The sequence below is a fragment of the Frankia torreyi genome (genome assembly GCF_000948395.1).
Taxonomy (GTDB): Bacteria; Actinomycetota; Actinomycetes; order Frankiales; family Frankiaceae; genus Frankia; species Frankia torreyi.
In genome coordinates this window covers 1-22,941 of record NZ_JYFN01000072.1, presented here as the reverse complement: position 1 = coordinate 22,941, position 22,941 = coordinate 1, and the positions used below count along the sequence as shown (strand labels likewise).

Sequence of the window (22,941 nt, the reverse complement as noted above, 5' to 3'; positions counted from 1 at the left end):
CCGCCGCCGGCCCCGCCGCTGTGGTCGGGCCTGCGCTCGGGCAAGGGATGGGAGTCCGGCACCTACCCCGACCCGGCCATGAACCAGGCGAACCTCGAGGCGTTCTGCACCTGGCGCGGCACCCCCTGCGACTTCACCCTGCTCTACGTGACGCGCAACAGTTGGGCGAACGTCACCCAGCCCACGAATCTGCTGCAGACCTTCGCCACCTGGCCGGGCCGGTTGATCATCGCGGTCCCGCCCTACCCGGAGAACATCGGCGCGAGCAACGCGACCTGCGCCACCGGCGCCTACGACTCCTACTGGCAGAACTTCGGCCGGATGCTGAACGCCTATGGCCGCCAGGACTCCATCATCCGCATCGCGTGGGAGGGGAACGGTGACTGGTACCAGTGGTCGGCGACCAATCCCACGGATTACATCAACTGCTGGCGGCACGTCGCGGACTCCATCAACGCCACCGCCGAGCCGGACCCCACGTTGTCCTGGGGCCTGAACNCCCACTNCNCGCAGAACCCGCCGAGCCACAACGCGATGGACATGTACCCGGGGGACGCCTGGGTGGACTCCGTCGGTCTCGACGCCTACGACTTCTACCCCGCCTCGCCGACCAAGGCGGCGTTCGACGCCCAGTCGAACGCGGTCGGTGGGCTGAACTACTGGTACAACTTCGCCCAGTCTCGAAACAAGCTCTTCGGAGTCGGTGAATGGGGGGTGGTCGACGGCAGCGGCTCCGCCGGCGGGGGCGACAACGCGAACTACGTCCAGTGGATGTACGACTGGTTCACGGCCCACGCCGGCAAGGGGTTCGCGTACGAGTTCTACTTCAACAACTGTGATCCGGGGAACGTCGGATCCAACCTGTATCGCCCGCTTAGCAGTAACTGCGTCTATCGAAATCCCAACGCCGCCGCGCGCTATAGACAGTTGTATACGAGAACGTAGACCGCGGCGACACCTGTAGCACGGGCCGGCTCACGGACTTCTGTCCATGGGCCGGCCCGACCTGCGTTCGGGCGAGTACCGCGGAGAGAAGACCTCGCGGCTGCCGCTCGGCGGCTGCCTGAACGTCGAGTGGGGCCGGCCCAGGCGGTGGGGCGGTATCGGGAGCGCGACGGTATCGGGAGCGCGACGGTGCCGGGAGGCACGGCAATCGCTACAGTTGCACAGCGTCCCCGTGGGCGTTGTGGATCTCTGACCAGGCGAAAGCCGCACGAAGTTGGTGGTGGATGTTCTCGACAATCGCTAGGCCGACCGCTCGGACCACGAGGTACGCGGCGGCTGTGATCGCGTTGCTGCTCTCGGTCACGCTGCTCAGCGCGTGTGGCGGCTCGTCGGGCGGCTCCGGGAAGAACGGCGTCCGCACGTCGAGCTCGGCGGGCACCGACACCGACTCCGAGTACTCCGGTTCCTGCCCGACCTCGGGTAACACCAAGGCCTTCGCGAAGACGCGGTTCGCGCTGCATTCCGGTCTCGCCCTGGGCGCCTTCCATCGCTACATTTACAAGCCGGCGAGGAACGGCGGCTTCGCCAAGGGCGCGCCGAAGCGGACGCGGAGCTTCGCCAAGGCCGCGGTGGCCGGGGCGTTCACGGTCCACGAGCTCAAGGTGGCCAAGCGGTTCGCGCTGGCCAATCCGACGTTGTGCAACTCGGTGCAGTCGATCAGCGACAAGTTCAGCAGCCTGACCGGCAAGCTGAAGAACGGTACCGCGACGCAGGCCGACATCGACGCCGACGAGAACGCCTTCACCGCATTCCAGCAGGGCGCGTCCAGCGACGGCTTCGGCTTCAAGGAGAGGAAGGCCACCGTTCCCGGCGCGGCCTGATCCCTCCCCGGATCATCCGCCGGTCCCGCCGTCCGACCTGGACGGCGGGACCGGCATCCACGGCCGGGCAGGCCGATCAGCCTGCCCGACCGCCACCGAGACCGCCCGCCCGGCCACCGCCCAGGCCGCCCGCATTGAGGCCGCCTGCACCGAGGCCGCCGCCTCCGAACGCACCCCCGAGGCCGCCGCCGCGGCCGTTCGTGGTGCCGCCGGCGCTGGGCAGCGGGGTCGACAGGTCGGCGAGCACCACCCGGTCGCCGACCTTCAACCCCGACGTGATCTGCGTCAGGGTGGTTCCGGCCGCCCCGACGCCGACGATCGTGGCCGTCGCCTTGCCGCTGCGCACCACCGTCACGGTGTGTAGCTGACCCAGCGATCGCAGGGCCGAGCTCGGCACTGCGATCGCGTTCGCCGCCTGGGCGATCACGATGGAGACGTCGGCGTCCGAACCGGAGAAGATCCGCTGGCTTGCCCGGTTGAGCGAGATCGTCACCGGATAGCTCACCGAACTCGACGCCCCCGAGCCGCCGCTGCTCGAGCCGCTCGACAGCGATGACGTCGGCAGCAGCCCGATGCCGACGACCTTGCCGGTCAGGGCCGTGGTCGAACCGTCGACGATCGCCGATGCGGCCTGACCGACCCGCACCTTCGCCAGGTCGGAGTCGGTCACGGACGTCTCGACCTCGTAGGAGGTCCCGGCGCCGATCACCGTGATCCCGGAGCCCCCCGAGGCCGTCGAGGCGGCCTGGACAGACTCGCCGACGGTCAGGCCGACCGCCCCGACCGTGCCCGCCAGTGGACTGACCAGAGTGGTCTGGATCAGTTCGTCCTTGGCCTGGGTCAGCGCGGCCTGCGCCGCGTCCACCGTGGCCTGGTCGGCGGCGATCTGTGCGGGAGAGGCCGGCACGCCCTGGGCGCCGCCGCGTGCCGAGGACGCCGCCCCGCCGGAGCGCGCCGATCCGGACGAACCGGATGCGCCGCCGGAGCCGCCGGAACGAGCAGACCGAGCACCGCCTGCACCGCCGGCACCGCCGGCACTACCCGCGGTCGCCGTCCCCGCGGCCGGCCGGCCCGGGGCCGCGTCCGTCGAGGTCGATCCCCCTGTGGACGGGGTCGACTCGGAGAAGTCGAAGGTGGGCGCGAGGGCCACGAGGGTCTCGATCGCGTTACCGAGCGTGGCCTCGTCCTGGGTCACCACTCCCTGGGCGGTCGACACGAGCTGCTGGTCGGTGAGCACGGTGCTCAGCAGCGCCGAGCAGGCGGACGCGGCCGCCGTCCCAGCCGCCGTCCCGGTGGCCGCCGGGACGGCCGAGGTCACGGACTGCGCGTCCCACCGCTGCACGGACTCGATCACCCGCAGCCCCGACGCGAACGAGGCCGGCGCGGCGCTCACCGAGGCGGACGCGCCCGTGGTGGTGGGGGCCTGGCCCACGGTCGGTGTCGATGATGCCGGTGTCGAGGTGGCCGGTCCTGAGGTGGCCGGTACCGGGGTGGCCGGTACCGGGGTGGCCGGAGCTGAGGTGGCCGGTGCCGACGCGGCCGGTGCCGACGCGGCCGGCACAGGGGAGTTCGGCGTCAGCGGGTCGGTATGGACCGGCGGGGTGGTGTGCGCCGGCGGGGCGGCATGGGCCGATGGGGCTGTGTGCACCGGTGGGGTGGCTTGCGCCGGTGGGGCGGCGTGGACTGTGCCACCCGACCGGCCCGCGCCCGCCGGGGAGGGCCCGGCCGCCGTCGCGGGCGATCCGTCCGTCGCGGGCGGTGCGGCCGTGCCGGCCGTCGCCGTTGCGTCGATGAACGCCGCGCAGGTCGTTTTCTCCTGCCCGAGGTCCGTCGTGGCGACGGCGAGGTCGGCGTCGGCGGTGCGCTGCGCGGTGATCAGGGACTTCTGCGCCTTGGTGATGGCGGCGCGGGCGGCGGCAACGGCGCCGCCGTTCCTTGACGCCGTCGAGCCTGACGCCGTCGAGCCCGACGATGCCGGGCCGGAGTCCGTCGGGCCGGGCGTTGTCGAAGTGGATGCCGTCCGGTCGGCGGGTCGGGCGCCGCCGGTCGCCAGGGCGATCGGCTCGATCGTCGCCGGGCCACCCGCGTAGGAGGCAGTGGAGCCCGCCGCCGTGCTGGCGCCAAGACCGCCTTCGCCGGCCTCGTCGGAGATCAGTTTCGCCTGGTTGGTGGCAAGCGTGGCCGCGGCCGAGTCGACCGCGGCCGACAGCGTGGCGGCGTCGAGGGTCGCCAGCGTCTGTCCGGCCTCGACATGATCACCAGGGGTGACGGCGACGCTCGCGACTGTCCCGGAGACGGGGAAGGTCACGCTGGCCTGGCTTGCCGGCGAGACGACGCCGGTCGAGTCGAGCGTCTGCGCGACGGTGGCCCGCACCGCCGTGGCGGTGCGGTAGTCCGGGCCGGAGGACCCTGTCGCCGCGAGCGTCGCCGAGCCGGCGGCGACGACGATCACGGCGACGACGCCGATCACGATCCAGGTTCGGGTGCCACGCCGACTGGTCCGGGCCAGCGCCCGGCCGAATCGTTCACCCATTGGCCATGCCGCCACCCGAGCCCTGGCCGCCGAAGGGCCGGCCGCCGAACCCGCCGGTGCATCCCTGCCTGGCGGCCGGGCGGACGCTGATGGAGGTGGCGGACACCGCGCCGGTGTCGTCAGCCTTGCCGATGGCGGTCAGGCATTCACCGACGGTCAGGGCCGCCGAGGTGGCGCTGCTCGTCTCCTCGACGGTGGTCGACGAGCCGAGGGTCACCGTCGAGGTGACGGTCGCGCCGGGCGACGGGGTGGCGGCGGGTGCCGCCGAGGCCGACGCGCCGGCACGGGGCCGCTGCGGACCGGTAACGGTGATGGTCGTGCCCGCCACCTTGGTCACCGACCCGGTGACCACTGCGAGCCGACCGCCGTTCGGGCGGCCCTGCCCGTTCGGGCGGGCAGTCGAACGGTCACCCGGGCGGGCGGTCGGCGCGCCGGACGGCCGGGCACCGCCCGGGAACCCGCCGGCCCCACCGAAGGCGCGGCCAAAGCCCGCCGTGCAGCCGCCGGACACCGGTTGGCTCACGGTCACGGTCTGGGCGGTGAACGTGCTGCCCGGGCTGCCACCGGTGACCGTCACGCAGTCGCCGACCGCGACGGCGGACGCGCTGGCAGTGGTGGTCTTGACGAACCTGGTGTTCGGCGTCCAGGTGACGGTGACCTGACCGCTCGCGGGATTCTGGACCTCGACGTTCGTCGCGGTGACCGCGGCGATGGTGCCGCTGGTGCCCGGCCGGGCCGCCTGGCCCTGCCCCTGGGCGGAGCCGGCGGCCTGGCTCGGCGCACTCGCCGCGGTGGCCGTGGCTCCGTCGGAACCGCCGCCGCCGCATGCGCTGACGGTGACGATCATTGCGAGCGCGACGCTGACGATCGGCCCCGCGGCCAGGGCACGGCGATGCCGGCGGGGCTCACCCGATCGAACCGGGCCAATCGGATTCGCAGTGGTCATGGGACTGTCGCTCCTGATGGACGGCCCGGGAATGCCCACCCGGGCTGGGACGAGGCGCGCGGACGGGTGCTCCGTGGACGGGTGTCCCGCGCAAGGTTGTCGGCCGGTGTCAGTCACTGCGCAGCGCCTCGATCGGCGCGAGCCGGGCCGCCCTGGTCGCGGGGTAGACGCCGAACGCCACCCCGATCGCGATCGCGATGGCGATCGAGCCGACGGTGGCGGTCGGGGAGATCGAGATCGGATCGGAGATCAGGCTCGGCAGGATGGCGGCCCCGGCGAGGCCGAGGGCGGTGCCGAGCAGGCCGCCGGCGAGACCCAGCACGGACGCCTCGACGAGGAACTGCCGCCGGATCACCCGCGGGGAGGCGCCGAGCGCCTTGCGCAGGCCGATCTCACGGATCCGTTCGGTCACCGAGACGAGCATGATGTTCATGACTCCGATGCCCCCGACCAGCAGGGAGATCCCGGCGACGCCGGCGAGCAGCACCGTCAGGGTCCGGTCGACCGAGGTCGCGGTGGACAGGATCGACTGCTGGCTGGTGATGGAGAAGTCGGCCGCCGTGGGCGTCGTGATCCGGTGCCGAGCCAGCAGCTCGTAGTCGGCCTCCTGGTAGGCGGCCGACAGGGTGTGGCCGGAGGTCGCCTCCAGGTAGATGTTCTGGACGGAGTTCCGGCTCACGCCACCGGTGATCCGGTCGGCGGCGGTCGTGATCGGCACGATGGCCTGGTCGTCCTCGTTGGTGTTCGCGGACGAGCCGGCGGCGGTCAACGTGCCGATGACCGTCATCGGCACCCCCGAGACGGTGACGGACTGCCCGACCGGGTCGCGCGCGCCGAACAGCTCCTCGGCGGTGGTCGCGGCCAGCACCGTCACGGCCGCGTGGTCGGCCACGTCCTGGCCGCTGATGAACCGTCCCGCGCCGATCGCGCGGGCGCGCACCGACAGCCAGTCGGGCGTGGTGCCGACGACCGAGGCCGTCCACGAGGAGCTGCCGGCGGCCAGCGCCGCGGACCGGGAGGTCGTCGGTGCGACTGCCCGGATGTCGGGGGCCACGACCGTGGATCGCAGCGCGTCGGCGTCGGCCCGGGTGAGGGTCGACGCGCTGCCGAAGCCGCCGCGTACCCCGTTCGTCGTCGTGCTGCCTGGGGCGACGATCAGCAGGTTGCTGCCGAGCGCGTTGATCTGGCCCCGCACCTTGTCCTGCGCTCCCTCGCCGAGCCCGACGGTGAGGATGACCGCGGCGACGCCGATGAGGATGCCGAGCATCGTCAGCCCGGACCGCAGCCGGTGCGAGCGGACCGCCTCGAGCCCGGTCCGAATGATCTCCGCCCAGCTCACGCGCGCACCTTCCGCGGCGCCCGGGCGCCCGGACCCGAATCGGCCGTGACCACGCCGTCACGAACCTGCAGGACCCGGTCCGCCGCGGCGGCGACCTCGGCCTCGTGGGTGATCAGGACGATCGTGCGGCCGAGGTCGTGCAGGCGCCGGAACAGCCCCAGGACGTCCTCGGTGGACGCCGAGTCGAGGTTGCCCGTCGGCTCGTCGGCGAGGATCAACGACGGGTTGGTGACCAGCGCCCGGGCCACCGCGACCCGCTGCTGCTGGCCGCCGGAGAGTTCCGCCGGGCGGTGCTCGACCCGGTCGGCGAGCCCCACGTCGGCCAGCGCGTCGACGGCCCGTTGCCGGCGCTCGGAGCGCGGACCCCCGGCGTAGCAGAGGGGAAGCTCCACGTTGCGCCAGGCGGTCATGGAGGGGAGCAGGTTGAACTGCTGGAAAACGAACCCGATCCGCCGGTTGCGGACCTCGGCGAGCTGGTCCTCCGACATGCCGCCGACATCCTCGCCGGCCAGCCGGTACAGGCCCGACGTCGGAACGTCGAGGCAGCCGAGAATGTGCATCAGCGTCGACTTCCCGGACCCGGACGGGCCCGTGATCGCCACATATTCACCTTCCTGGATGGACAGGCTGACCCCGCGCAGGGCTGCCACCTCGAACAGCCCCGACCGGTAGGTCTTGCGGACGTCCGTCAGCTCGATGACGGCGGTGCTCGCCCCGGACTTGTTCGCCCCGGATTCGTTTCGCCCGGGTCCGATCGGGCCGGGTTCGTTTGCCCCGGATTCGTTTCGCCCGGGTCCGATCGGGCCGGGTTCGTTTGCCCCGGATTCGTTCGCCCCGGGTTCATCCGGTCCGGATGCGATCGGTGTGGATTCGGTGGGTGGAGAGTCGGTCGGTGTCATCCGGCGGCCCGTCCACCAAAGCCGGTGCCGCCACCAAAGCCGGTGCCGCCGCCAAACCCGCCGCCCCCGCCGAACCCGCCGCCCCGGAACCCGCCACCCCCGCCGCCGGCGCCGGCGCCGAACCCACTGCCGGTACCGCCCGTCCGGGCCCGGGTGGTCGAGCCGCCGACGACCGGGACGACGACCTGGTCACCGGCCACGAGCCCGGAGGTGATCTGGGTCTGCGCCCCCGAGGTGACGCCGGTGGTCACCACCGTGGAGACCTGATGGCCGCCGCGCACCCGGTAGACGACGGTCTGCGACCCCGAGGTGTGCAGCGCCTGACTGGGGACGGTGAGGACGTCGGAGAGCTGCCGGACGATGATCGAGACGTCGGCGCCGACGCCCGGGTGCAACCCGGCAGGGGTGCCCGTGACGTTGATGGTCACCGGGTAGCTGGCGACACCGGAGGTGCTGGTCGCGATGAGGCCGATCGTGCCCACGGTGCCGTAGATCGTCGCCGAGCCGCCGGCGCCCGACAGACCCGCACCCGTGCCACCCGTGCCACCCGCCCCACCCGAGCCGGTGACCCCGCCCGAGCGACCCGCCCGCGCGGCGACGGTCGTGGCGCCGGTCGAGCCGGTCGGGGTGATGACGGCCTGGTCGCCGGTCTTGAGCTGGCCGATCGCCGTGTCGTCGACGGTCGCGTTGACCAGGTAGGAGTCCGTGCCGACCACGACGATCTGGGCACCGGACGCCGAGGAGGACGACGACGTCAGCGAGGACGACGCGCCCGAGCCGGACCCGCCGCCGTTCCCGCCCAGGCCGCCCGAACCCGAGCCGCCGCCCGAACCGGAGCCCGAAGCGCCACCCGTACCCGAGCCGGAGCCGGACCCGCCGGCGGATCCGCTGCCCGACCCGCCGGCGAGCTGCTGGCCGACGGTGAGGTTGACCACGGCGACGGTCCCGGCGATCGGCGACGTCATCGCGCTCGCGGCGAGATTGCGCTGCGCGGTGGCCGCCGCGTCCTGCGCCGAGGTCAGCGTGGCTTCGTCGGCCGTGAGCTGGGCGCCCGTCACCCCCGACGCCTGGTCGGAGGCGACCTTCGCCTGGTCGTTCGCCACTGTCGCCTGTGCCTGGGCGGCCGCGGTGGCGAGAGCCGCCGAGTCGATGGTGGCGAGGGTCTGCCCGGCCTGGACCTTGTCGCCGACGGCGACCTTGACCGCGGTGATCTCGCCGGACACGGCGAACGAGAGGTTGGCCTGCTGGGTCGGTTCGAGGGTGCCGGTCGCACTCACGGTCTGGCGGATCTGCCCGACGCTCGCCGCGACGAGCCTGGACGAGACCGGCGTGCCCGAATCCCCGCTCAGGGCCCAACCGAGCAGCCCACCGCCGACGGCGGCGACGACCACGGCGGCAATCACGACGACGCGTGCGCGGCCCCGGGGAAGCCGAACCCGGCGCCCGGCGGATGACGGGGGGCGGGCACCCCGTCGGGTTCTACGATGGGACGGCTCCGGCGGCTCGATGATCTGCTGCGGCGCCGTTTCGTCTGCCGACAAGGACGACAAGAACCCTCCAGGATGACCCGCGATCCGGGGTGCGGCCGCCGGAAGGCACGTAGAGGTTGAATTTCCGTTGTCTTTTTGGGTTACCGGCGGGCAACGCCCGCGAGAGTTCCGTTGGGGCGGTCCGTACTCTGATGCAAGATCCTAAAGGTTCGCTGGTGGGTTCCTGTGAAAATTCTTAGCGAATCGTTTGGATATCGGGCTGCGGCGGCACAGCACAGTCAAGCTGTGAATAGGCTGTGAACTTCGGGGTTGGCGGCACGGTCGCCTGCCGCGTCCGGTCCGTTCGCCGAGCCCCGCCTCTCGGCCATGCCGACCATGCCCGTTCGACGCCAAGGGAAAGAAAACCGCGAAAGTCAACGCCTACCGGTGGCGGCGTCTGTTCTTCTCGTCGACTATGAACCGCTCGCCCTCTGTGCAGGCCCGCCAGCCCGGCCCTGACCGACCGCGCTCACTCCGGCCGCGGGCTGGGCGCTGGACCTGTTCCGCGGCACGCAGACACGCGAGCACGGAGACATCGAGATCGCGGTCCCCGCCGCGCACTTCCCCGAGATCCGCGACCGCTTCCCCGGCTACGCCTTCGACGCGGTCAGCAGCGGCCGGATCTGGGAGAACGCCACACCGGACGTGCTAGCCGCCACACACCAGACCTGGCTGCGCGACCATGCCACCGGCAATTACCTCCTTGATGTGTTCCGAGAACCCCACGACGGCGAGACCTGGATCTGCCGGCACGACCAGACGATCCGCCTTGCCTACGGCGAGATCATCCATCACACCCCGGACGGCATCCCGTACCTGGCGCCCGAACTGGTCCTGCTGTTCAAGGCCAAGCACGCCCGCCCCAAGGATCAGGCAGACTTCGACGAAACCATCCCTCACCTGACCCCAGCCCAGCGCCGGACCCTGGCCAGGCTTCTCGCCCGCGCGTACCCAGGCCACCACTGGCAAGCTAACCTGTAGCCGTTGGATTTGGCTCCGTTTCACGGTGCAGGCACGCTGGGTGCTGTTGCGCTGGCCCGATGAAACCTTGGGCTCGACCAGTCCTCGCGCCTGCGGGACCGGTCGGCGTGCGACGCCCCGTCGGTTGGCGGAGGCATCGCTATCCCGGGCGCGGTACGTTTACGGCATTCCGCGCAATCAGGATGGTCTGACCGGGCGAGAGGGGCGTGTCGTGGCGGATCCCGATGGTTGGGAGCCGAGTAGCCATCTGCGGTGGTCTGAGTCACCGACGGCTCCCAGGGTGGACCTGAAGACCGAACAGCCGCACTCGGCTCGCATCTACGACTACCTGCTGGGCGGCAAGGACAACTTCCCCGCCGACCGGGAGGCCGCCGAGCAGGTGATCGTCGGGTTCCCGCAGATACGGACGACGGCTCGGCAGAACCGGTACTTCATGGCGCGGGCGGTTCGGTATCTCGCCGGCGAGGCGGGGATCACCCAGTTCCTCGACATCGGCACCGGCATTCCGACGTCGCCGAACCTGCACGAGATCGCGCAGGAGATCGTCCCGGCGGCCCGGGTGGTCTACGCCGACAACGATCCGATCGTGCTCGTCCACGCCCGTGCGCTGCTGACCAGCAGCCCGGCCGGCCGGACCACCTACCTCGATGTCGACCTGCGCGACGTCGAGACGATCCTGACCTCGGCCGAGCTGCACGACACCCTCGATCTGACCCGCCCGGTCGCCCTGTCACTGATCGGGATCCTGCACTTCTTCCCCGACGAGGTCGACCCGTACGCGATCGTCGCCCGGCTGCTCGACGCCCTGCCCGCCGGCAGCTTCCTCGCGCTCACCCACGGCACGCCCGACTTCGCCCCGGCCGAGAGCGAGCAGGGGGCGCAGGCCTACCGGGCCCACGGGGTTGCCGTGCAGTTGCGCCGCCGCGAGGAGGTCGCTCGGTCCTTCGACGGCCTCGACCTGGTCGACCCCGGCCTGCGGGTCGTGCACCGCTGGCGGCCCGACGGCGACGTCGACGTCGACGTCGACGTCGACGAGAGCCTGACCCACACGCAGGTCGGCGTCTACGGGGCCATCGGCCGCAAGAGCTGACGCCCTGCGCGGGAGGCGGCCGCGCAGGGCGCTCGATCGATCGGGCGGCGGAGGTCAGCGGAGGTCAGCGGAGATCAGAAGCCCGGAAACGCCGCGCGCAGGAGGTTGAGATCCACGCCGTCGGCCTCGACGGGCGGGGTGTGGGCGGCGTCGAGACGGCCGTAGACCAGCCGAACGAACGCCTCGGCCGGCAACCGAAGCCGGGCGGGCCGCGGCGTGCCGTCCCAGGGCCCCAGGGCCACGGCATCGCCGAGATCGAGGGCGATCTCGCGGTCCGGGTCGGTGGTGGTGACGTGGATCCGGGCGGGGCTGGTGGGCTTGCCGGCGAACCCGGCGATCATGCCGAGACCGTCGATGAGCAGGTCGACGGCGCCCGCCTCCACGGTGGCGGCGGGGTCGAGCATGACCGCGACGTCCCAGGTGTGTACGGCGTGCTCGCTCAGCCGGAGCCGGACGACCCCGGCGGCATCCAGGCTCATCGGCCCGAGCGCGATCCGCAGGCCCGCGAGCTGGGCATCGTCGAGGGCCTCGTACGCCTCGACCAGGGCCAGATCCGCGGGCAGCGCGTCGGCGGCCTGCGCGTCCGGGGTCCTGGCGTTCCAGGTGTCCCAGACGGCGACGAACGCGTCCTGGCCGGGGGCGTCCTGCCCGGCGACGGCGGCGTCGAGGACGAGCCGGCCGATCTCGGCGCCGGACCCGAGGTGGGACAGCACCTGGGCGATCGTCCACTCGTCGTCGTAGGAGGGCCCGCGCACCGCCTGGGCGTCGAGCGGCTCGGCGAGGGCGCGCAGCCGCTCGTGCGAGCGGCGCAGGCTGGCGATGACGGTGCGGGCGTCGGTCAAGGGGACGACTCCTTCGGACGGGGGCCTCGGCGGCGGGGCCGGTGAAGCCGGCCGTGACGACCGCCCACGGAGGTGGACCTCATCGTTCCAGGTCACGACGATCCGCGCCGCTCCGGCCTCCTCGGCCGGCTGCTCGCACTGCACCGGAGATGTGCTCGGCCGCCCGACGCGGGGCGCCACCAGCGTCAGGCGGCCGAGGTTGGGGCAGGCGTCAGGCGCACTGACCGGATCGCGGTCCGATCACGACGTTGCCTGTCTGCGTCAGGGTCGGCTGGTTGCCGGTGCAGCTCAGCGGGCCGGTGACGTGGTTGTCGCGGAACTCGGGCACCGCGTCGTCGGGCAGTGGGCCGCTGCCGCTGTTGCCGGTGATCCGGGCCGGGCCGGTGATCGTGTTCGCGGAGGCCTCGAGGCCCCCGGTGTTCGCGTCCACGGTCAGCGGGCCTTGCAGCGTGTTGCCCGCGCAGGGCGTGACGTCGGCGGCGTCGGCACCAAGCAGGACGTAGCCAGAGGCGGCGTGGACCGTCACCGGGCCGGTGATCGTCGACCGGCAGGCGGTGAGGGCGAGCGCCCCCTCGACGGACACCGGGCCGGTGACCATGGCGCCGGTGAGCGCGAGGGCCCCGCCGGAGCGGACGGTGACCGGGCCGACCTGCCGGCCGCCCGGTCCGACGCACAGCGCCTGGCCGGCGGCGACCGTCAGGGGTCCGGTGCGCGTCGTCGTGACGCACGGCTGGCTGAACCCGACGGTGACGTCGGTGGATCCGGCCGTGGTGCCCGGCGCGAAGGCCGGGTCGCCGCCGTAGCTGGCCGTGATCGCGTGGGTGCCGGGCTGGAGGCCGCTGACGCTGACGCCGGCCTGCCCGCCGCTGAGCGACGCCGTCGCCAGGGTCGTGGGACCGTCCAGGAAGGTGACCGTCCCGCCGGGGGTGCCGGCGGCCGGGTCCGCGCCGGTGACGGACGCGGTGAGGGTGACGGTCTGGCCGAACAGCGGTGTGGTCGTGCTGGCGGCGACCGAGACCGAGGCGCCGTAGCGGAACGAAACCGTCGCGTGACCGTTGCCGTGGTTGACGCCGCCGACGAGCACGGCGTCGGTCACCGTCGGCGCCGCGAAGCCGCTGCCGCCGCCACCGCCCGCGCCGTAGAAGTTGCCCGGGTCGCCGCCGCCGGAGCCGCTGCCGCCGCCGTAGTAGCCGCCGCCGCCTCCGCCGCCGCCGTTGCCGCCGCCGCCGCCGTTGCCACCGGAGCCGCCGCTGCCCGGATTGGGCTCGCCGGTCCAGGGATCGGTGTCGCCGCCCGGGATCCCCGGACCGCCCCGGGCCGAGTTCGGGCTGCCCGTGCCGGGCGCGGTCTGCGTCGCGCCGCCGCCGGCGACCCCGGAACCCTCCGGGCCGCCGCCCTGGCCGCCGGCCGCCCCGGCGAGCCCGCCGCCGTCGCCGCCGTGCAGTAGCGGGCCGCCGTTGCCGGCACCGCCGCCGGCGCCGGCCACCAGGACCCGGTCGGCCGCGCCGAAGGCGCCGACCCGCACGTCCGAGCCACCGCCGCCCGCACCGCCGCCGCCGTGCGCACCGCCGCCGCCGGCCCCGTGGCCGATGCCGCCGCGCCGGGCGAACTCGCCATGCCGCGACGTCCCCGGAACGCCCGCGGCGCCGACGGTGAGCTGGAGAACCTGCCCGGGGCTGACGGCCAGGGTGCCGCTGGTCTCGCCGCCGAGGCCGCCGGGCGCGCCGGTGTTCGGCGGGTTGGGGGCCACGAAGCCGGCCGCGCTGCCGCCCTCGCCGCCGAACAGGTCGATGCGCACGCTGGTCACGCCGGCGGGCACGGTGAAGGTGTCCGTGCCCGCCGTGGTGTAGGCGCAGGTGGGCGGGGAGGTGGTGAGGACGCCGGTCGCCCCGCAGGTGGCCGTCCCGCCCGCGGCGTCCGCGATGGCGGGCAGGGGTACTGCGACGGCGACGGCCAGGACACCGGCCGCGCCGGCGATCGCGGCCAGCCTGCCTCTGGGCATGGTGATACGACGGTTCAAGGGAATCGACATCGCCTTTCGGATCAGACGCCGTCGTCGGCGCACAGCGCCCAGGCGTCGGTGTAGGTGCTCGGCGAGCTGGCGCCGCCGGTGTGGCTGAAGGCCGTCCAGTAGGCGGCGGTGGTGGTCCCGTCGCTGACGGGGCTGCCGCCGGAGGTGCTGGGGAAGCTGCCGTTGAGGTGGTCGCCGCCCGAACCCGGGCCGGTGAAGTCGGTGGTCGTCACGCTGCCGCCGCTGATGGCGGCGCCGCCGCTGATCAGCTTCCCGTCCCCGCCGCCGCAGCCGACCGTGGCCGTCTGGCCGGTGGTCGCCGAGGTCGGCCCGCTCACCTCGCTGTAGCGGACCTTCACGGTGGCTCCGCTGACGTTGATGCCGCTGCCGCTGCAGATCGCGTAGGCGTAGGTCACGTTGCTGGTGCCGCCCCCGCCGCCGTTCCACCCGACGGACGCCCAGGAGTTCGGGTTGGTCGCCCCGTCGGCCGCCGCCTTCTGGCCGTAGTCATGGGCGGCGTCGTTGAAGGTGGGGAAGCTGGCGATCGGCTTGAGGCTGCCGATGCTCGCCGGGGTGGTGCGCGCGCCACCGCCGAGCAGGATCGTGTTCGCCGGGCAGGTCGCCACCACCAGGTTGACCGTCGACGCCGCCGAGGGCCCGCTGGCCTTGTTCATCACCACCTGGGTGTGGTTGACGAGGTTGCTGGTCAGGCAGGTCGCGTAGGGGGTGGTGGAGAAGGAGGCGTCGGTCGCGCCCCCGGTGCCGCCGATGCCGAGCCAGTGCGTCACGTCGGTGCCGACGACGCCGGTGGTGCCGGTGTACTCGGTGCTGCCGTCGGAGCTGGGCTCGCTGCCCATCACGTGGTTGCCGTTCGAGACCGAGCCGGTGCCGATGGCCTGGTTGATGCCGCCGCCGGCGATGAGGCCGCTGGAACAGTCGGCGTGGGTCGAGATCTCGGCAAAGGTCGAACCGGGCCCGCTGGTGGCGCCGGGTGTCTTCACGGTGACGCCCACGGTGTTGGCGTGCGCGGTTCCCGGTACCGCCACGGCCAGCAGGGCGCTCAGCCCCAGCACGGCGACACCGCCCATCGTGCGACTACGCAGGGTTACTTTCGGCATCAGATCCTCCTCTGGTGCGAGGCGGCTCCCGACCCCGAAGTGACCGGCACGGGGTGGCCGGCGCCCGGCGGCGGCCCACGCGCGCAGGCGCGCAGGCGCGGCCGTCTCCCGAGGTCAGGAGCCAGGCCGCAGCCGGCATGGCTTCGCGGATACGGACGTTAGCACCGCGAAAGTCCGTATACACGGCACGTTGGGCGAACTTTGTGCGCGAATGAGGATCTGTTACTTGCTGTAACCGATTCGGGGGAGAGCTGCCACTACCTGCGGCGCAGCGCGGCGAGGCAGAGGGTCAGGCCCGGACCGAACGCCATCGCGACGGCGGTCGCTCCGGCGGTGAGGTCCCCGCGGATCTGGTCGAGGACGAGCAGGACGGTGCCCGACGAGCAGTTCCCCCGGGTCTCGAGGACACGGCGAGCCCCGGCGGTCTGCGCGGGCGCCAGGGACAGGCGCTCCTCGACGACGTCGACGATGCGCGATCCGCCGGGGTGCACGGCCCAGCCGCGGACGTCGCCCGGGTCCGCGGCGATCGGGCCCAGCAGCGCGGCGGTCGCCTCCTCGACGTGCTTCGCGAGGACGTCGGGCACCTGGCGGGACAGCCCCATGCGGAAGCCATGGTCGGTGACGTGCCAGGTCATCAGGTCCTCGCTGTCCGGGACGGTGGCGGCGGTGGTGTCGAGCACCTCCAGGCCGTGGGCGGCATCGGGGACGAGCACGATCGCCGCGGCGGCGTCGCCGAACAGGGCGTGCGCGACGACCTGTTCCAGATCCCGGTACGGCTGCTCGGGCTGGCTGTGCAGAGAGGTCAGTTCCACGCAGAGCATGAGCGCGGGCAGCCGGTGGGACCGGACGAAGTCCGCCGCCGCGCCCATCCCCGGGATGGCGCCGTAGCAGCCCATGTGCCCGATCAGCAGGCGGCGCACCGACGCCGGCATGCCGAGTTCGCGGGCGAGCTGGATGTCCAGACCCGGCGTCGCGTAGCCGGTGCAGGAGACGACGACGAACAGCCCGACCTCGGCGGCGCTCAGTCCGGCGTCCGCCAGCGCGCCCCGCACGGCCCGGCGGCCCAGCGGGGGTGCCTCGGCCATGTAACGGCGCATCCGCGCGGCCGTCGACCAGGCGCTGACATCCTCCCGCCGCGGATCCACCACCCCGTGGCGGGTCCGCACCCCGGCGCCGAGGAACAGCCGACGGGCCAGCTGGTCACCCCGGTACCGCCGCTCGAAGACCTCGTCCCACAGGCTCTGCTGGTCGAGGGAGCCGGGAAACGCCGCACCCATGCCCGTGATGACGGCGGCGCTGGGCGTTCCGGCGCTGGGCGTTCCGGTGCTGGGCGTCCCGACGCTCACCACCGGGCCGCGTCCGCGTCCGCCTCCGGGTCGCCACCCAGCGCCGCGAGCCCCAACCAGTCGGCGCAGACGTCGGTCGTCGCGGGCTGCAGGGACCCGCAGCGGGCGTCGCGGTAGAGCCGTTCGAGCGGGTGCCCGCGGCGGGTGACTGCGGTTCCGCACGCCTCGACGACCGAGGCGGCGACGTCCTGTGCGGTCCGTCCGGCGAGCAGCTTGGCCCGCCACACCCACCGGTTCGTCGACGCCGAGCCCGGGTCGGCGTCGACCCGGCGCGCGCACTCGTCGACCACCGCGTCCAGCGCGGCCAGCGCCGCGTCGGCATGGCCGAACCGGGCCCGCACGGCGGGCAGTTCCGCGAGGCCGCCCGGCATCCCGGCCGTGCGCCTGGCGCGGGCGTACGCGACCCCCGCGTCGAACGCGGCCCGGCCGACCCCGGCGTAGACGGCGGCGTAGGAGGCGACCAGCCACTGCGGCATGACCTGCGCCACCAGCATGCTGAGCCCCTCCACGCCACCGACGAGCGCTTCCGCCGGCACGAGGACGTCGAGGCGCACATCGTGGCTGCCGGTGCCCCGCATGCCGAGGGTGTCCCAGGTCGGTTCGACGCGCACCCCGGCCCCACGCGGGACGAGAAAGTGACTGACCCGCGCGGCGTCCGGCGTGGAGTCGTCGGCGCGGGCGGCGACGAAGTAGACGTCCGCGTGGGACGCCCCCGAACAGAACGACTTCACTCCGGTGATGCGGTAGCCGCCGTCCTCGCGCCGGTAGCGGGTCCGCAGCTCGGACAGCCGGGACCCCGCGCCCCGCTCGCTCATCGCGACGGCGATGAACTCCCCGGCCGCGGCGCGGGCGAGCATCCGGTCGCGGGCGGCGAAGAACGACTCCGGTGCCCCCATCGCGCGGGCGAGCCCGTCGGGCGTCCCGGCCAACGCCCCCACGACGGAGGTGTGCATGTTCAGGACCAGGGCGGTCGCGCCGCTGCCCGCGGCGAGCACCCGCGCCGCATCGGCCCAGTCGGCGAAGCCGCCGCCGGACCCGCCGAGGCGGGCGGGCACCAGCAGGCCGAGCAGCCCCGCGGCGCGCAGATCGTCGAGGTCGGCGACGGGCAGCTCCCCGTCCCGGTCGGCGGCGCCGGCACGGGCGGCGATCGCGTCGACGACCTCCCCGGCGAGCCGCGCGCCGTCGACGGCCGGGCCGCGAGGTGCCGGGATCGTGGCGTTCAACGGTCGTCCCTCCCGGTCTCGATCCTGGTCCCGACCGCCTGGTAGACGCCGGCGGTGGAGCCGGTCGGCAGCATCCGCACCGAGTCGGCCCGGCGGGCCAGCCAGCGGGCGTAGTCGACGAGCGAGGGGCGAAGGCCGCCCACGACCGTCATCTCGATGCCGCAGGCGCCCAGCGCGCGGGCCAACCGGTCGGGCGCGACGAGCAGTCGGGGATCGTGGATGCGCGGCGGTGGCCCACCGGGAAGGCGTTCGGCGAGGCCCACCAGAGCCACCCGGCAGAACAGCGTGTCGGCGAGCGTGTCGATGACGAGCGTCCCGCCCGGGGCGAGTACCCGCGCGATCGCCGCGCAGGCCGCGTCCAGATCCTCGAGGTGCTCGAACAGCTCGCCGGCGACGACGCAGGGGAACTGCCCGTCCCGGAACGGCAGGCACCGCACGTCGGCCTGGATCGCCGCGACGCCGTGCCCGGCGGCCTGCCGCAACGCCGGCGAGGACAGGTCGACGCCGACGTGTCGCCAGCCGGCGAGCCGGCCCGTCAGCGTCAGGGAGAGCAGCCCGGCGCCGCAGGCGAGGTCGAGCAGCGCGGCGCCGGGTTCCGGCGGATCCGGGATGAGCCGGCCACGGGCCTCGGCGAGCCAGCGCAACGCGGCGAACCGTCCGTGCGTCGGCCACCACTCGGCGGCGAGATCGTCGTACTGGGCGGGATCGTTGCGCGCCCGCCGCGGCCCACGCCGTGGCCTACGCCGTGCCGCGACCATGGCGCCGGTCGGGATCGATGCCGGTCGGCCCGTCGACCTGTCCACATGTCTCCCGGTTGGTCTGGAGAATCCGTTGTCCGCGGCTGACGTGGCGACCGGTCCGACGCAGTCTGTGCTTAGATTTTTGCTCAGAGTAACCGTCGGCCCGCTCCGATCCAATGACCTGCGCAGATGTCGGCTGGCCTGCGCGGTGTCGGCTGCGCTGGGCGGTGTCGGGGTCAGGCCGGGCGGGTGCCGGCGGCGACGACGAGCGCGACGTCGATCGCGGCGACGGCCATCGCGGCGCGGAACGCGTGCCGGTCGCCGAGGCGCAGGCCGAGCCCGGTCAACCCGGCCACCGCGGCCAGCGCGCCCACCTGCCAGCCCCGCGGGTGCCCCGGGCCGAGCACCGCGACGACGGAGCCCGCCGCGAGCAGCAGCGCCGCCGACGCTCGCACACCGACCGGGCCGAGGCGCTGCGGCAGCCCGCGTACCCCCGTGCGGGCGTCGGCATCGAGGTCCGGCAGGACGTTGGCGAAGTGGGCGCCCGAGCCGAGCAGCGCCCCCGCCAGCGGCAGCCACCACGGTGGCGTGGGATGGCCGGGCAGTCCGAGGACGACGGAGGCGGGCAGCAGCGCGAACGAGACGGCATAGGGGACGACGGACAGCGGGGTCGCCTTCAGCCCAAAGTTGTACGCCCACCCGCCCGCGACCGCGGCGAGATGGGCCGACCCCGCCCGCCCGCCGGAGAGGAAGGACAACGGCACGCACGCGACCAGCGCCGTCGCAGCGGCCCCGGCGACCATCGCCGGCGCCAGGCCGTCGACGACGATCGGCTTGTCGGTCCGGCCCCCGGCGGCGTCCCGGCCACGGTCGACGAGGTCATTGCTCCAGCCGACCGAGAGCTGGCCGGTCCCGACCGCCGCCGCGACCGCGACGACCCCGGCCCTCGTGCGACCGCCGGCGGCCGCGAGCGCCGTCGCGAACAGCGTCACCGCGACCGTCGGCTCCACATGGCAGGCCCGCATCAGCGCGACAGNCCCCCTANCCGCTGGCCTGGCCGCTCCCGCCACTGCTCCTGTGGCCACTCGTCTTGCCGGTTCTGGCACGGGTCCGACCGTCTCAGAACTGCAGACCCGGCACAACGCCGCCCCGCCGTCTGCCGCCCCGCCGTCTGCCGCCCCGCCGTCTGCCGCGCCGCCGCCGCCCGCCAGCTCGGATCGTGGCCAGATTGCGGCCAAATCGTGCCGAGGCTTCGGTACGGTTTTTCGGCCTGAAACCGTACCGAAGCCTCGGCACGTTTCCGTGTATGACTGGTGACCCGATTGTCCGGGCATCGCTGGTTGCTCAGGCTCGGTGGTCGCGGCGCTGGATGACGATGAGGCAGGTGTCGTCGTCGGTGTCGGGCCTGGTGTGCGCGAGGACGTGGTCGGCCTGCCGGGCGACGTCGGGCTGGCGCTGGGCGGCGATCTCCAGCAGGGCCCCCAGGGAGGTGTCCAGTCCGGTGCCGCGGCGTTCGATGAGACCGTCGGTGAACAGCAGGAGAAGGTCCTCGGGGGCCAGGTGGTGGATGGCCTCCTCATAGGCCGCGTCGGGCTCGACGCCGAGCAGCAGGCCGTCGGGCTGCGGCAGCGTGCTGGCCTTGCCGCCGTGGACGAGGACCGGGGGCAGATGTCCCGCGCGGGCCCACCGCAGCGTGTGGTCCGACGGTCGGTACAGGCCGCAGACGACGGTCGCGGTGATGTCGTCCGTCAGGTGGTAGGTGACCCGGTTGAGCCAGCGCAGCAGGTGCGCGGGGCCCGCGCCGGTGACGGCGAGGCCGCGAAGGCTGTTGCGCAGGGTCACCATGCCGGCCACGGTTCGGATGCTGTGGCCCGCGACGTCACCCACGACGAGCAGGACGTCGCCGCCGGGGAGGGTGACCGCGTCGTACCAGTCGCCGCCGACGAGGTGTTCCTGTTCGGCCGGGCGGTAGCGGACGGCGACCGCGAGTCCGCTGGCCTCGACGGCCTCGTCCGAGCCGGGCAGGAGTGCCCGCTGCAGGGTGAGCGCGAGGCGGTGCTGGCCGGCGGCCCGCGCCTCGGAGTCGGCGAGCTGGTGGCGGGTGGCGTCGAGGACGACCTGCGTGCGGTAGTGGCTCGTCAGGTCCTGATAGACGCCGCGGACCGCGACCAGCGTCCCGGCGGTGTCGGTCACGGGTTCGGCGAGCGCGCGGAGCTGGCGCATCGTCCCGTCGGGGAGCAGGACCCGGAAGGAGACCGTGACCGAGCGCTTCAGCCGTAGCAGCGCGTCGCGGAGCTGGTCGACGGCCGCCCGGTCCTGGGGATGAACGTGCGTGTGGAGATCGTCGAGGGGGATGGGCGGGGCGTGGCGGGCCCGGCCGAACAGCTCGTAGGTGTGCCGGGTCCAGCGGACCGCGCCGGTACGGATCTCCTCCTGCCAGGCGCCGAACCGGCCGAGGCGTTCCACGGCGCGCAGCAGGGAGTACTCGCCCGCGCTCGCCTCGCCGACGGTCCAGCCGATGGCGACGCCGTCGAAGAGGCGGGCGATGCGCACGTCCACCTCCTCGCCGACGACCACGTCGTCGACCAGGGTGAGCAGGACGGTGCCGTCGGCGCGGTACGGCTCGCCGGTGCGCAGGACCTCGACCGCGCGCCCGAACAGGCCCGCGTCGGCACCGAGGAGGGGGTAGAGCTCCAGCAGGCCGCGCCCGCGCAGCTCGGCGGGNGGGCGCCCCCCCGGATCCTGGAAGCCCTCGCCGACGTGATCGATACGGAAGTCGAGCACCTCGCCGTCGTCGGCGCGCACCGCCTGCGCCAGCAACACCGACCCGCCCACGGCGTCGAGCAACGCCGGCAGCCAGGCGACCCTGGCCGCCAGGGTCGCGAAGCCCTCGGGGGTCTGCGCTGCCGCGGCGCCGGGCGTGCCGCCGGGTCCGCTCGTCGGCCGCAGGCTGTGCAGGCAGAGATCGGCGAGTGCGGTGAGTTCGCGCCGTAGCCCCTCGCCGAACTGCGCGCGCGACGCCGGCCAGCAGATCTCCATGGCGCCCACGACAGCGCCGGCCCGCCGGAACGGCAACGCCGCACGTGCGCCCCGCCAGGGGCCCAGCCGGGCCGGCCCGTCAGTGCCTCCCGTGCTGTCTGTGCCCCCCGCGCCGATCCCGCCGGCCGCAGGTCCCGGCGGGGATCCGGTCGGCCACCACTGGGGTGCGCCGAGGCGGGCGGCGCGCTGGGCGGCGCAGTCCAACTGCGGCGGGATCCGCTGCCAGCGGCTCGCGTCGAGCGGACCCAGACCGGCCTCCCCGACCAGGGCGAGCGCGCCGTCCGGCTCCAGCATCCAGAAGGCCACCGCCACCGCCCCCAGCGGGGCCAGGACCTCGTCGTGGACGGCCTGCGCGACCGGGCAGCCGTCGGCGGCGTGGCCGACGGCGGCCTGCGCCAGCCAGGATCGGCGGCGAGCATCGGAGTCGAGCGCCGGCCGGGGGGACGCGCCCGGGGCCTGGCCGAGCACCTCGGCCGCGAAGTCGGCCGGGGCCACCCCGGCCGCGGCGGCGAGGCCGCGAAGCTGCTCGCCCGCCTCGGCCACCGAACAGTGCAACCGCTCGACGAGCACCCCGATGGCGACGTCGATCAAGGCGTCGGATGCGGTGCGTGACCGGGCTTCTGCGAGCTGCCGCTGCTGGCGGGCGATCACGCTCAGCATCCCTGCAGCGGGGCCGGACCGGCCAGCGCTGCCTTGCGCGGAGCCCACGACCGTGTCTCCTTGTCCACCCCGAGCGCTGGCCGTTCACCAAGACAAGGGTGTATGGCCGGGACGCCGGTCTTGTCGCCCTTACCCTACTGCAGAAGCTTCCAACGGATCTGGACATCGACCGCGACGGCTCCCGGAGGGGCGGCCACCGTAGGCGACAGGCTGGAGGGCAACGGTGACCGAGGTCACGGATCGTGAAGCAGTACGCGCGAGGCTGGATGATCCGGCCCTGCGGCAGCTCCTGGCCGGGCTCACCGCCGTGCGGGGCGGCGACTTCGGCACCCGCCTGCCCCGGGTCGGTGACGATCTGCTGGACGAGATCGCCACGGTCTTCAACGGGATGATCGACCAGCTCGCCCTGTTCACCTCCGAGGTGACGCGGGTGGCGCGCGAGGTGGGCACCGAGGGCAAGCTTGGCGGCCAGGCCGAGGTGCCCGGCGTCTCGGGCTCGTGGAAGGACCTGACGGACAACGTCAACGCCATGGCCGGCAACCTGACCNGTCAGGTCCGNNNCATCGCGCAGGTCGCGACGGCGGTGGCGAAGGGTGACCTGTCGCAGAAGATCACCGTGGACGCCCGGGGTGAGATCCTGGAGCTCAAGAGCACGATCAACACGATGGTCGATCAGCTCTCGGGGTTCGCCGACGAGGTGACCCGGGTGGCCCGGGAGGTCGGTACCGACGGGCGGCTCGGTGGGCAGGCGGACGTCAAGGGCGTCTCGGGTACGTGGCGTGACCTCACCGAGTCGGTGAACGTCATGGCCGGCAACCT

Annotated in this window: 19 protein-coding genes and 3 pseudogenes; 8 read left to right on the top strand and 14 right to left on the bottom strand. The window is 73.5% G+C overall.

What is annotated here, in order from left to right; genetic code table 11:
- Positions 1-78: 78 nt before the first annotated feature.
- The 3 genes and pseudogenes from FF36_RS40480 to FF36_RS27390 form a co-directional block, all read left to right on the top strand.
- Positions 79-498, top strand: a pseudogene (locus FF36_RS40480) (endoglucanase); the annotation flags it as partial.
- Between the two features lie 10 nt (positions 499-508).
- On the top strand, positions 509-945 hold a 437-nt coding region (locus FF36_RS39350), incomplete at its 5' end, for a glycoside hydrolase family 26 protein (protein WP_479686797.1).
- A 338-nt stretch (positions 946-1,283) separates the two neighbouring features.
- On the top strand, positions 1,284-1,826 hold the full coding sequence (locus tag FF36_RS27390) for a hypothetical protein (protein WP_236705430.1): 543 nt from the start codon (positions 1,284-1,286) through the stop codon (positions 1,824-1,826).
- Positions 1,827-1,902: 76 nt separating this feature from the next.
- Here FF36_RS27390 and FF36_RS27385 read toward each other — a convergent pair whose 3' ends face one another.
- From FF36_RS27385 to FF36_RS27365, 5 genes are all read right to left on the bottom strand, one after another.
- Positions 1,903-4,359 (bottom strand): permuted SH3 domain-containing protein, encoded by a 2,457-nt coding sequence (locus FF36_RS27385; RefSeq protein WP_044888083.1) that lies wholly within the window; start codon positions 4,357-4,359, stop codon positions 1,903-1,905.
- On the bottom strand, positions 4,352-5,305 hold the full coding sequence (locus FF36_RS27380) for a DUF5666 domain-containing protein (protein ID WP_128423406.1): 954 nt from the start codon (positions 5,303-5,305) through the stop codon (positions 4,352-4,354). The genes FF36_RS27385 and FF36_RS27380 overlap by 8 nt, the downstream gene beginning before the upstream one ends.
- Positions 5,306-5,414: 109 nt before the next feature.
- Positions 5,415-6,644, bottom strand: a complete 1,230-nt coding sequence (locus FF36_RS27375) for an ABC transporter permease (protein WP_044888081.1) — start codon at positions 6,642-6,644, stop codon at positions 5,415-5,417.
- Positions 6,641-7,246: an ABC transporter ATP-binding protein gene (locus tag FF36_RS27370; RefSeq protein ID WP_242422934.1), complete on the bottom strand. Its 606-nt coding sequence runs from the start codon at positions 7,244-7,246 to the stop codon at positions 6,641-6,643. The genes FF36_RS27375 and FF36_RS27370 overlap by 4 nt, the downstream gene beginning before the upstream one ends.
- A gap of 293 nt (positions 7,247-7,539) precedes the next feature.
- The gene (locus tag FF36_RS27365; protein ID WP_044888080.1) at positions 7,540-8,946 is read right to left on the bottom strand and encodes an efflux RND transporter periplasmic adaptor subunit; all 1,407 of its coding nucleotides are present in this window, start codon (positions 8,944-8,946) and stop codon (positions 7,540-7,542) included.
- A gap of 618 nt (positions 8,947-9,564) precedes the next feature.
- Between FF36_RS27365 and FF36_RS41590 the strand changes: the two are divergent.
- The 3 genes and pseudogenes from FF36_RS41590 to FF36_RS27355 form a co-directional block, all read left to right on the top strand.
- Positions 9,565-9,660 (top strand): annotated as a pseudogene (locus FF36_RS41590) (hypothetical protein); the annotation flags it as partial.
- Positions 9,661-9,717: 57 nt separating this feature from the next.
- Positions 9,718-10,053 (top strand): hypothetical protein, encoded by a 336-nt coding sequence (locus tag FF36_RS27360; RefSeq protein ID WP_199865523.1) that lies wholly within the window; start codon positions 9,718-9,720, stop codon positions 10,051-10,053.
- Between the two features lie 280 nt (positions 10,054-10,333).
- Positions 10,334-11,143 (top strand): SAM-dependent methyltransferase, encoded by an 810-nt coding sequence (locus FF36_RS27355; protein WP_370657208.1) that lies wholly within the window; start codon positions 10,334-10,336, stop codon positions 11,141-11,143.
- A gap of 74 nt (positions 11,144-11,217) precedes the next feature.
- Here FF36_RS27355 and FF36_RS27350 read toward each other — a convergent pair whose 3' ends face one another.
- The 9 genes from FF36_RS27350 to FF36_RS39340 form a co-directional block, all read right to left on the bottom strand.
- Entirely contained in the window at positions 11,218-11,985 is a 768-nt protein-coding gene (locus FF36_RS27350; protein WP_044888078.1) for a maleylpyruvate isomerase N-terminal domain-containing protein, read from the bottom strand.
- A 211-nt stretch (positions 11,986-12,196) separates the two neighbouring features.
- Positions 12,197-13,987: an Ig-like domain-containing protein gene (locus FF36_RS31845; RefSeq protein WP_052681508.1), complete on the bottom strand. Its 1,791-nt coding sequence runs from the start codon at positions 13,985-13,987 to the stop codon at positions 12,197-12,199.
- A gap of 41 nt (positions 13,988-14,028) precedes the next feature.
- Positions 14,029-15,114: a hypothetical protein gene (locus FF36_RS27340; RefSeq protein ID WP_044888077.1), complete on the bottom strand. Its 1,086-nt coding sequence runs from the start codon at positions 15,112-15,114 to the stop codon at positions 14,029-14,031.
- Between the two features lie 257 nt (positions 15,115-15,371).
- Entirely contained in the window at positions 15,372-16,460 is a 1,089-nt protein-coding gene (locus FF36_RS27335; RefSeq protein WP_236705431.1) for a type III polyketide synthase, read from the bottom strand.
- Positions 16,457-17,683 carry an acyl-CoA dehydrogenase family protein gene (locus tag FF36_RS27330; RefSeq protein WP_173667227.1) on the bottom strand — a complete coding sequence of 409 codons (1,227 nt, stop codon included), beginning with the start codon at positions 17,681-17,683 and terminating at the stop codon, positions 16,457-16,459. The genes FF36_RS27335 and FF36_RS27330 overlap by 4 nt, the downstream gene beginning before the upstream one ends.
- Positions 17,680-18,441, bottom strand: coding sequence for a class I SAM-dependent methyltransferase (locus FF36_RS27325; protein WP_044888076.1), 762 nt, complete (start codon positions 18,439-18,441; stop codon positions 17,680-17,682). The genes FF36_RS27330 and FF36_RS27325 overlap by 4 nt, the downstream gene beginning before the upstream one ends.
- A 218-nt stretch (positions 18,442-18,659) precedes the next feature.
- A complete protein-coding gene (locus FF36_RS27320) occupies positions 18,660-19,448 on the bottom strand; it encodes a UbiA family prenyltransferase (RefSeq protein WP_044888075.1) in 789 nt (262 codons plus the stop codon).
- 319 nt (positions 19,449-19,767) lie between these two features.
- Positions 19,768-20,889: a PP2C family protein-serine/threonine phosphatase gene (locus FF36_RS39345; protein ID WP_242422939.1), complete on the bottom strand. Its 1,122-nt coding sequence runs from the start codon at positions 20,887-20,889 to the stop codon at positions 19,768-19,770.
- 259 nt (positions 20,890-21,148) lie between these two features.
- On the bottom strand, positions 21,149-22,122 hold a 974-nt coding region (locus tag FF36_RS39340; RefSeq protein ID WP_242422937.1), incomplete at its 3' end, for an ANTAR domain-containing protein.
- Positions 22,123-22,345: 223 nt separating this feature from the next.
- Here FF36_RS39340 and FF36_RS39335 point away from each other — a divergent pair.
- Together FF36_RS39335 and FF36_RS39330 are read left to right on the top strand one after the other, a co-directional pair.
- A pseudogene (locus FF36_RS39335) lies at positions 22,346-22,669 on the top strand (HAMP domain-containing protein); the annotation flags it as partial.
- Positions 22,670-22,683: 14 nt separating this feature from the next.
- Positions 22,684-22,941: HAMP domain-containing protein (locus FF36_RS39330; protein ID WP_242422935.1), on the top strand; the 258-nt coding region annotated here is incomplete at both ends.

Excerpts from the sequence above, each read along its gene's own strand:
- FF36_RS31845 (WP_052681508.1), bottom strand. The coding sequence starts at position 13,987 with ATGCCCAGAGGCAGGCTGGCCGCGATCGCCGGCGCGGCCGGTGTCCTG.
- FF36_RS27385 (WP_044888083.1), bottom strand. The coding sequence starts at position 4,359 with ATGGGTGAACGATTCGGCCGGGCGCTGGCCCGGACCAGTCGGCGTGGC.
- FF36_RS27340 (WP_044888077.1), bottom strand. The coding sequence starts at position 15,114 with ATGCCGAAAGTAACCCTGCGTAGTCGCACGATGGGCGGTGTCGCCGTG.
- FF36_RS27320 (WP_044888075.1), bottom strand. The coding sequence starts at position 19,448 with ATGCGGGCCTGCCATGTGGAGCCGACGGTCGCGGTGACGCTGTTCGCG.
- FF36_RS27380 (WP_128423406.1), bottom strand. The coding sequence starts at position 5,305 with ATGACCACTGCGAATCCGATTGGCCCGGTTCGATCGGGTGAGCCCCGC.
- FF36_RS27325 (WP_044888076.1), bottom strand. The coding sequence starts at position 18,441 with ATGGTCGCGGCACGGCGTAGGCCACGGCGTGGGCCGCGGCGGGCGCGC.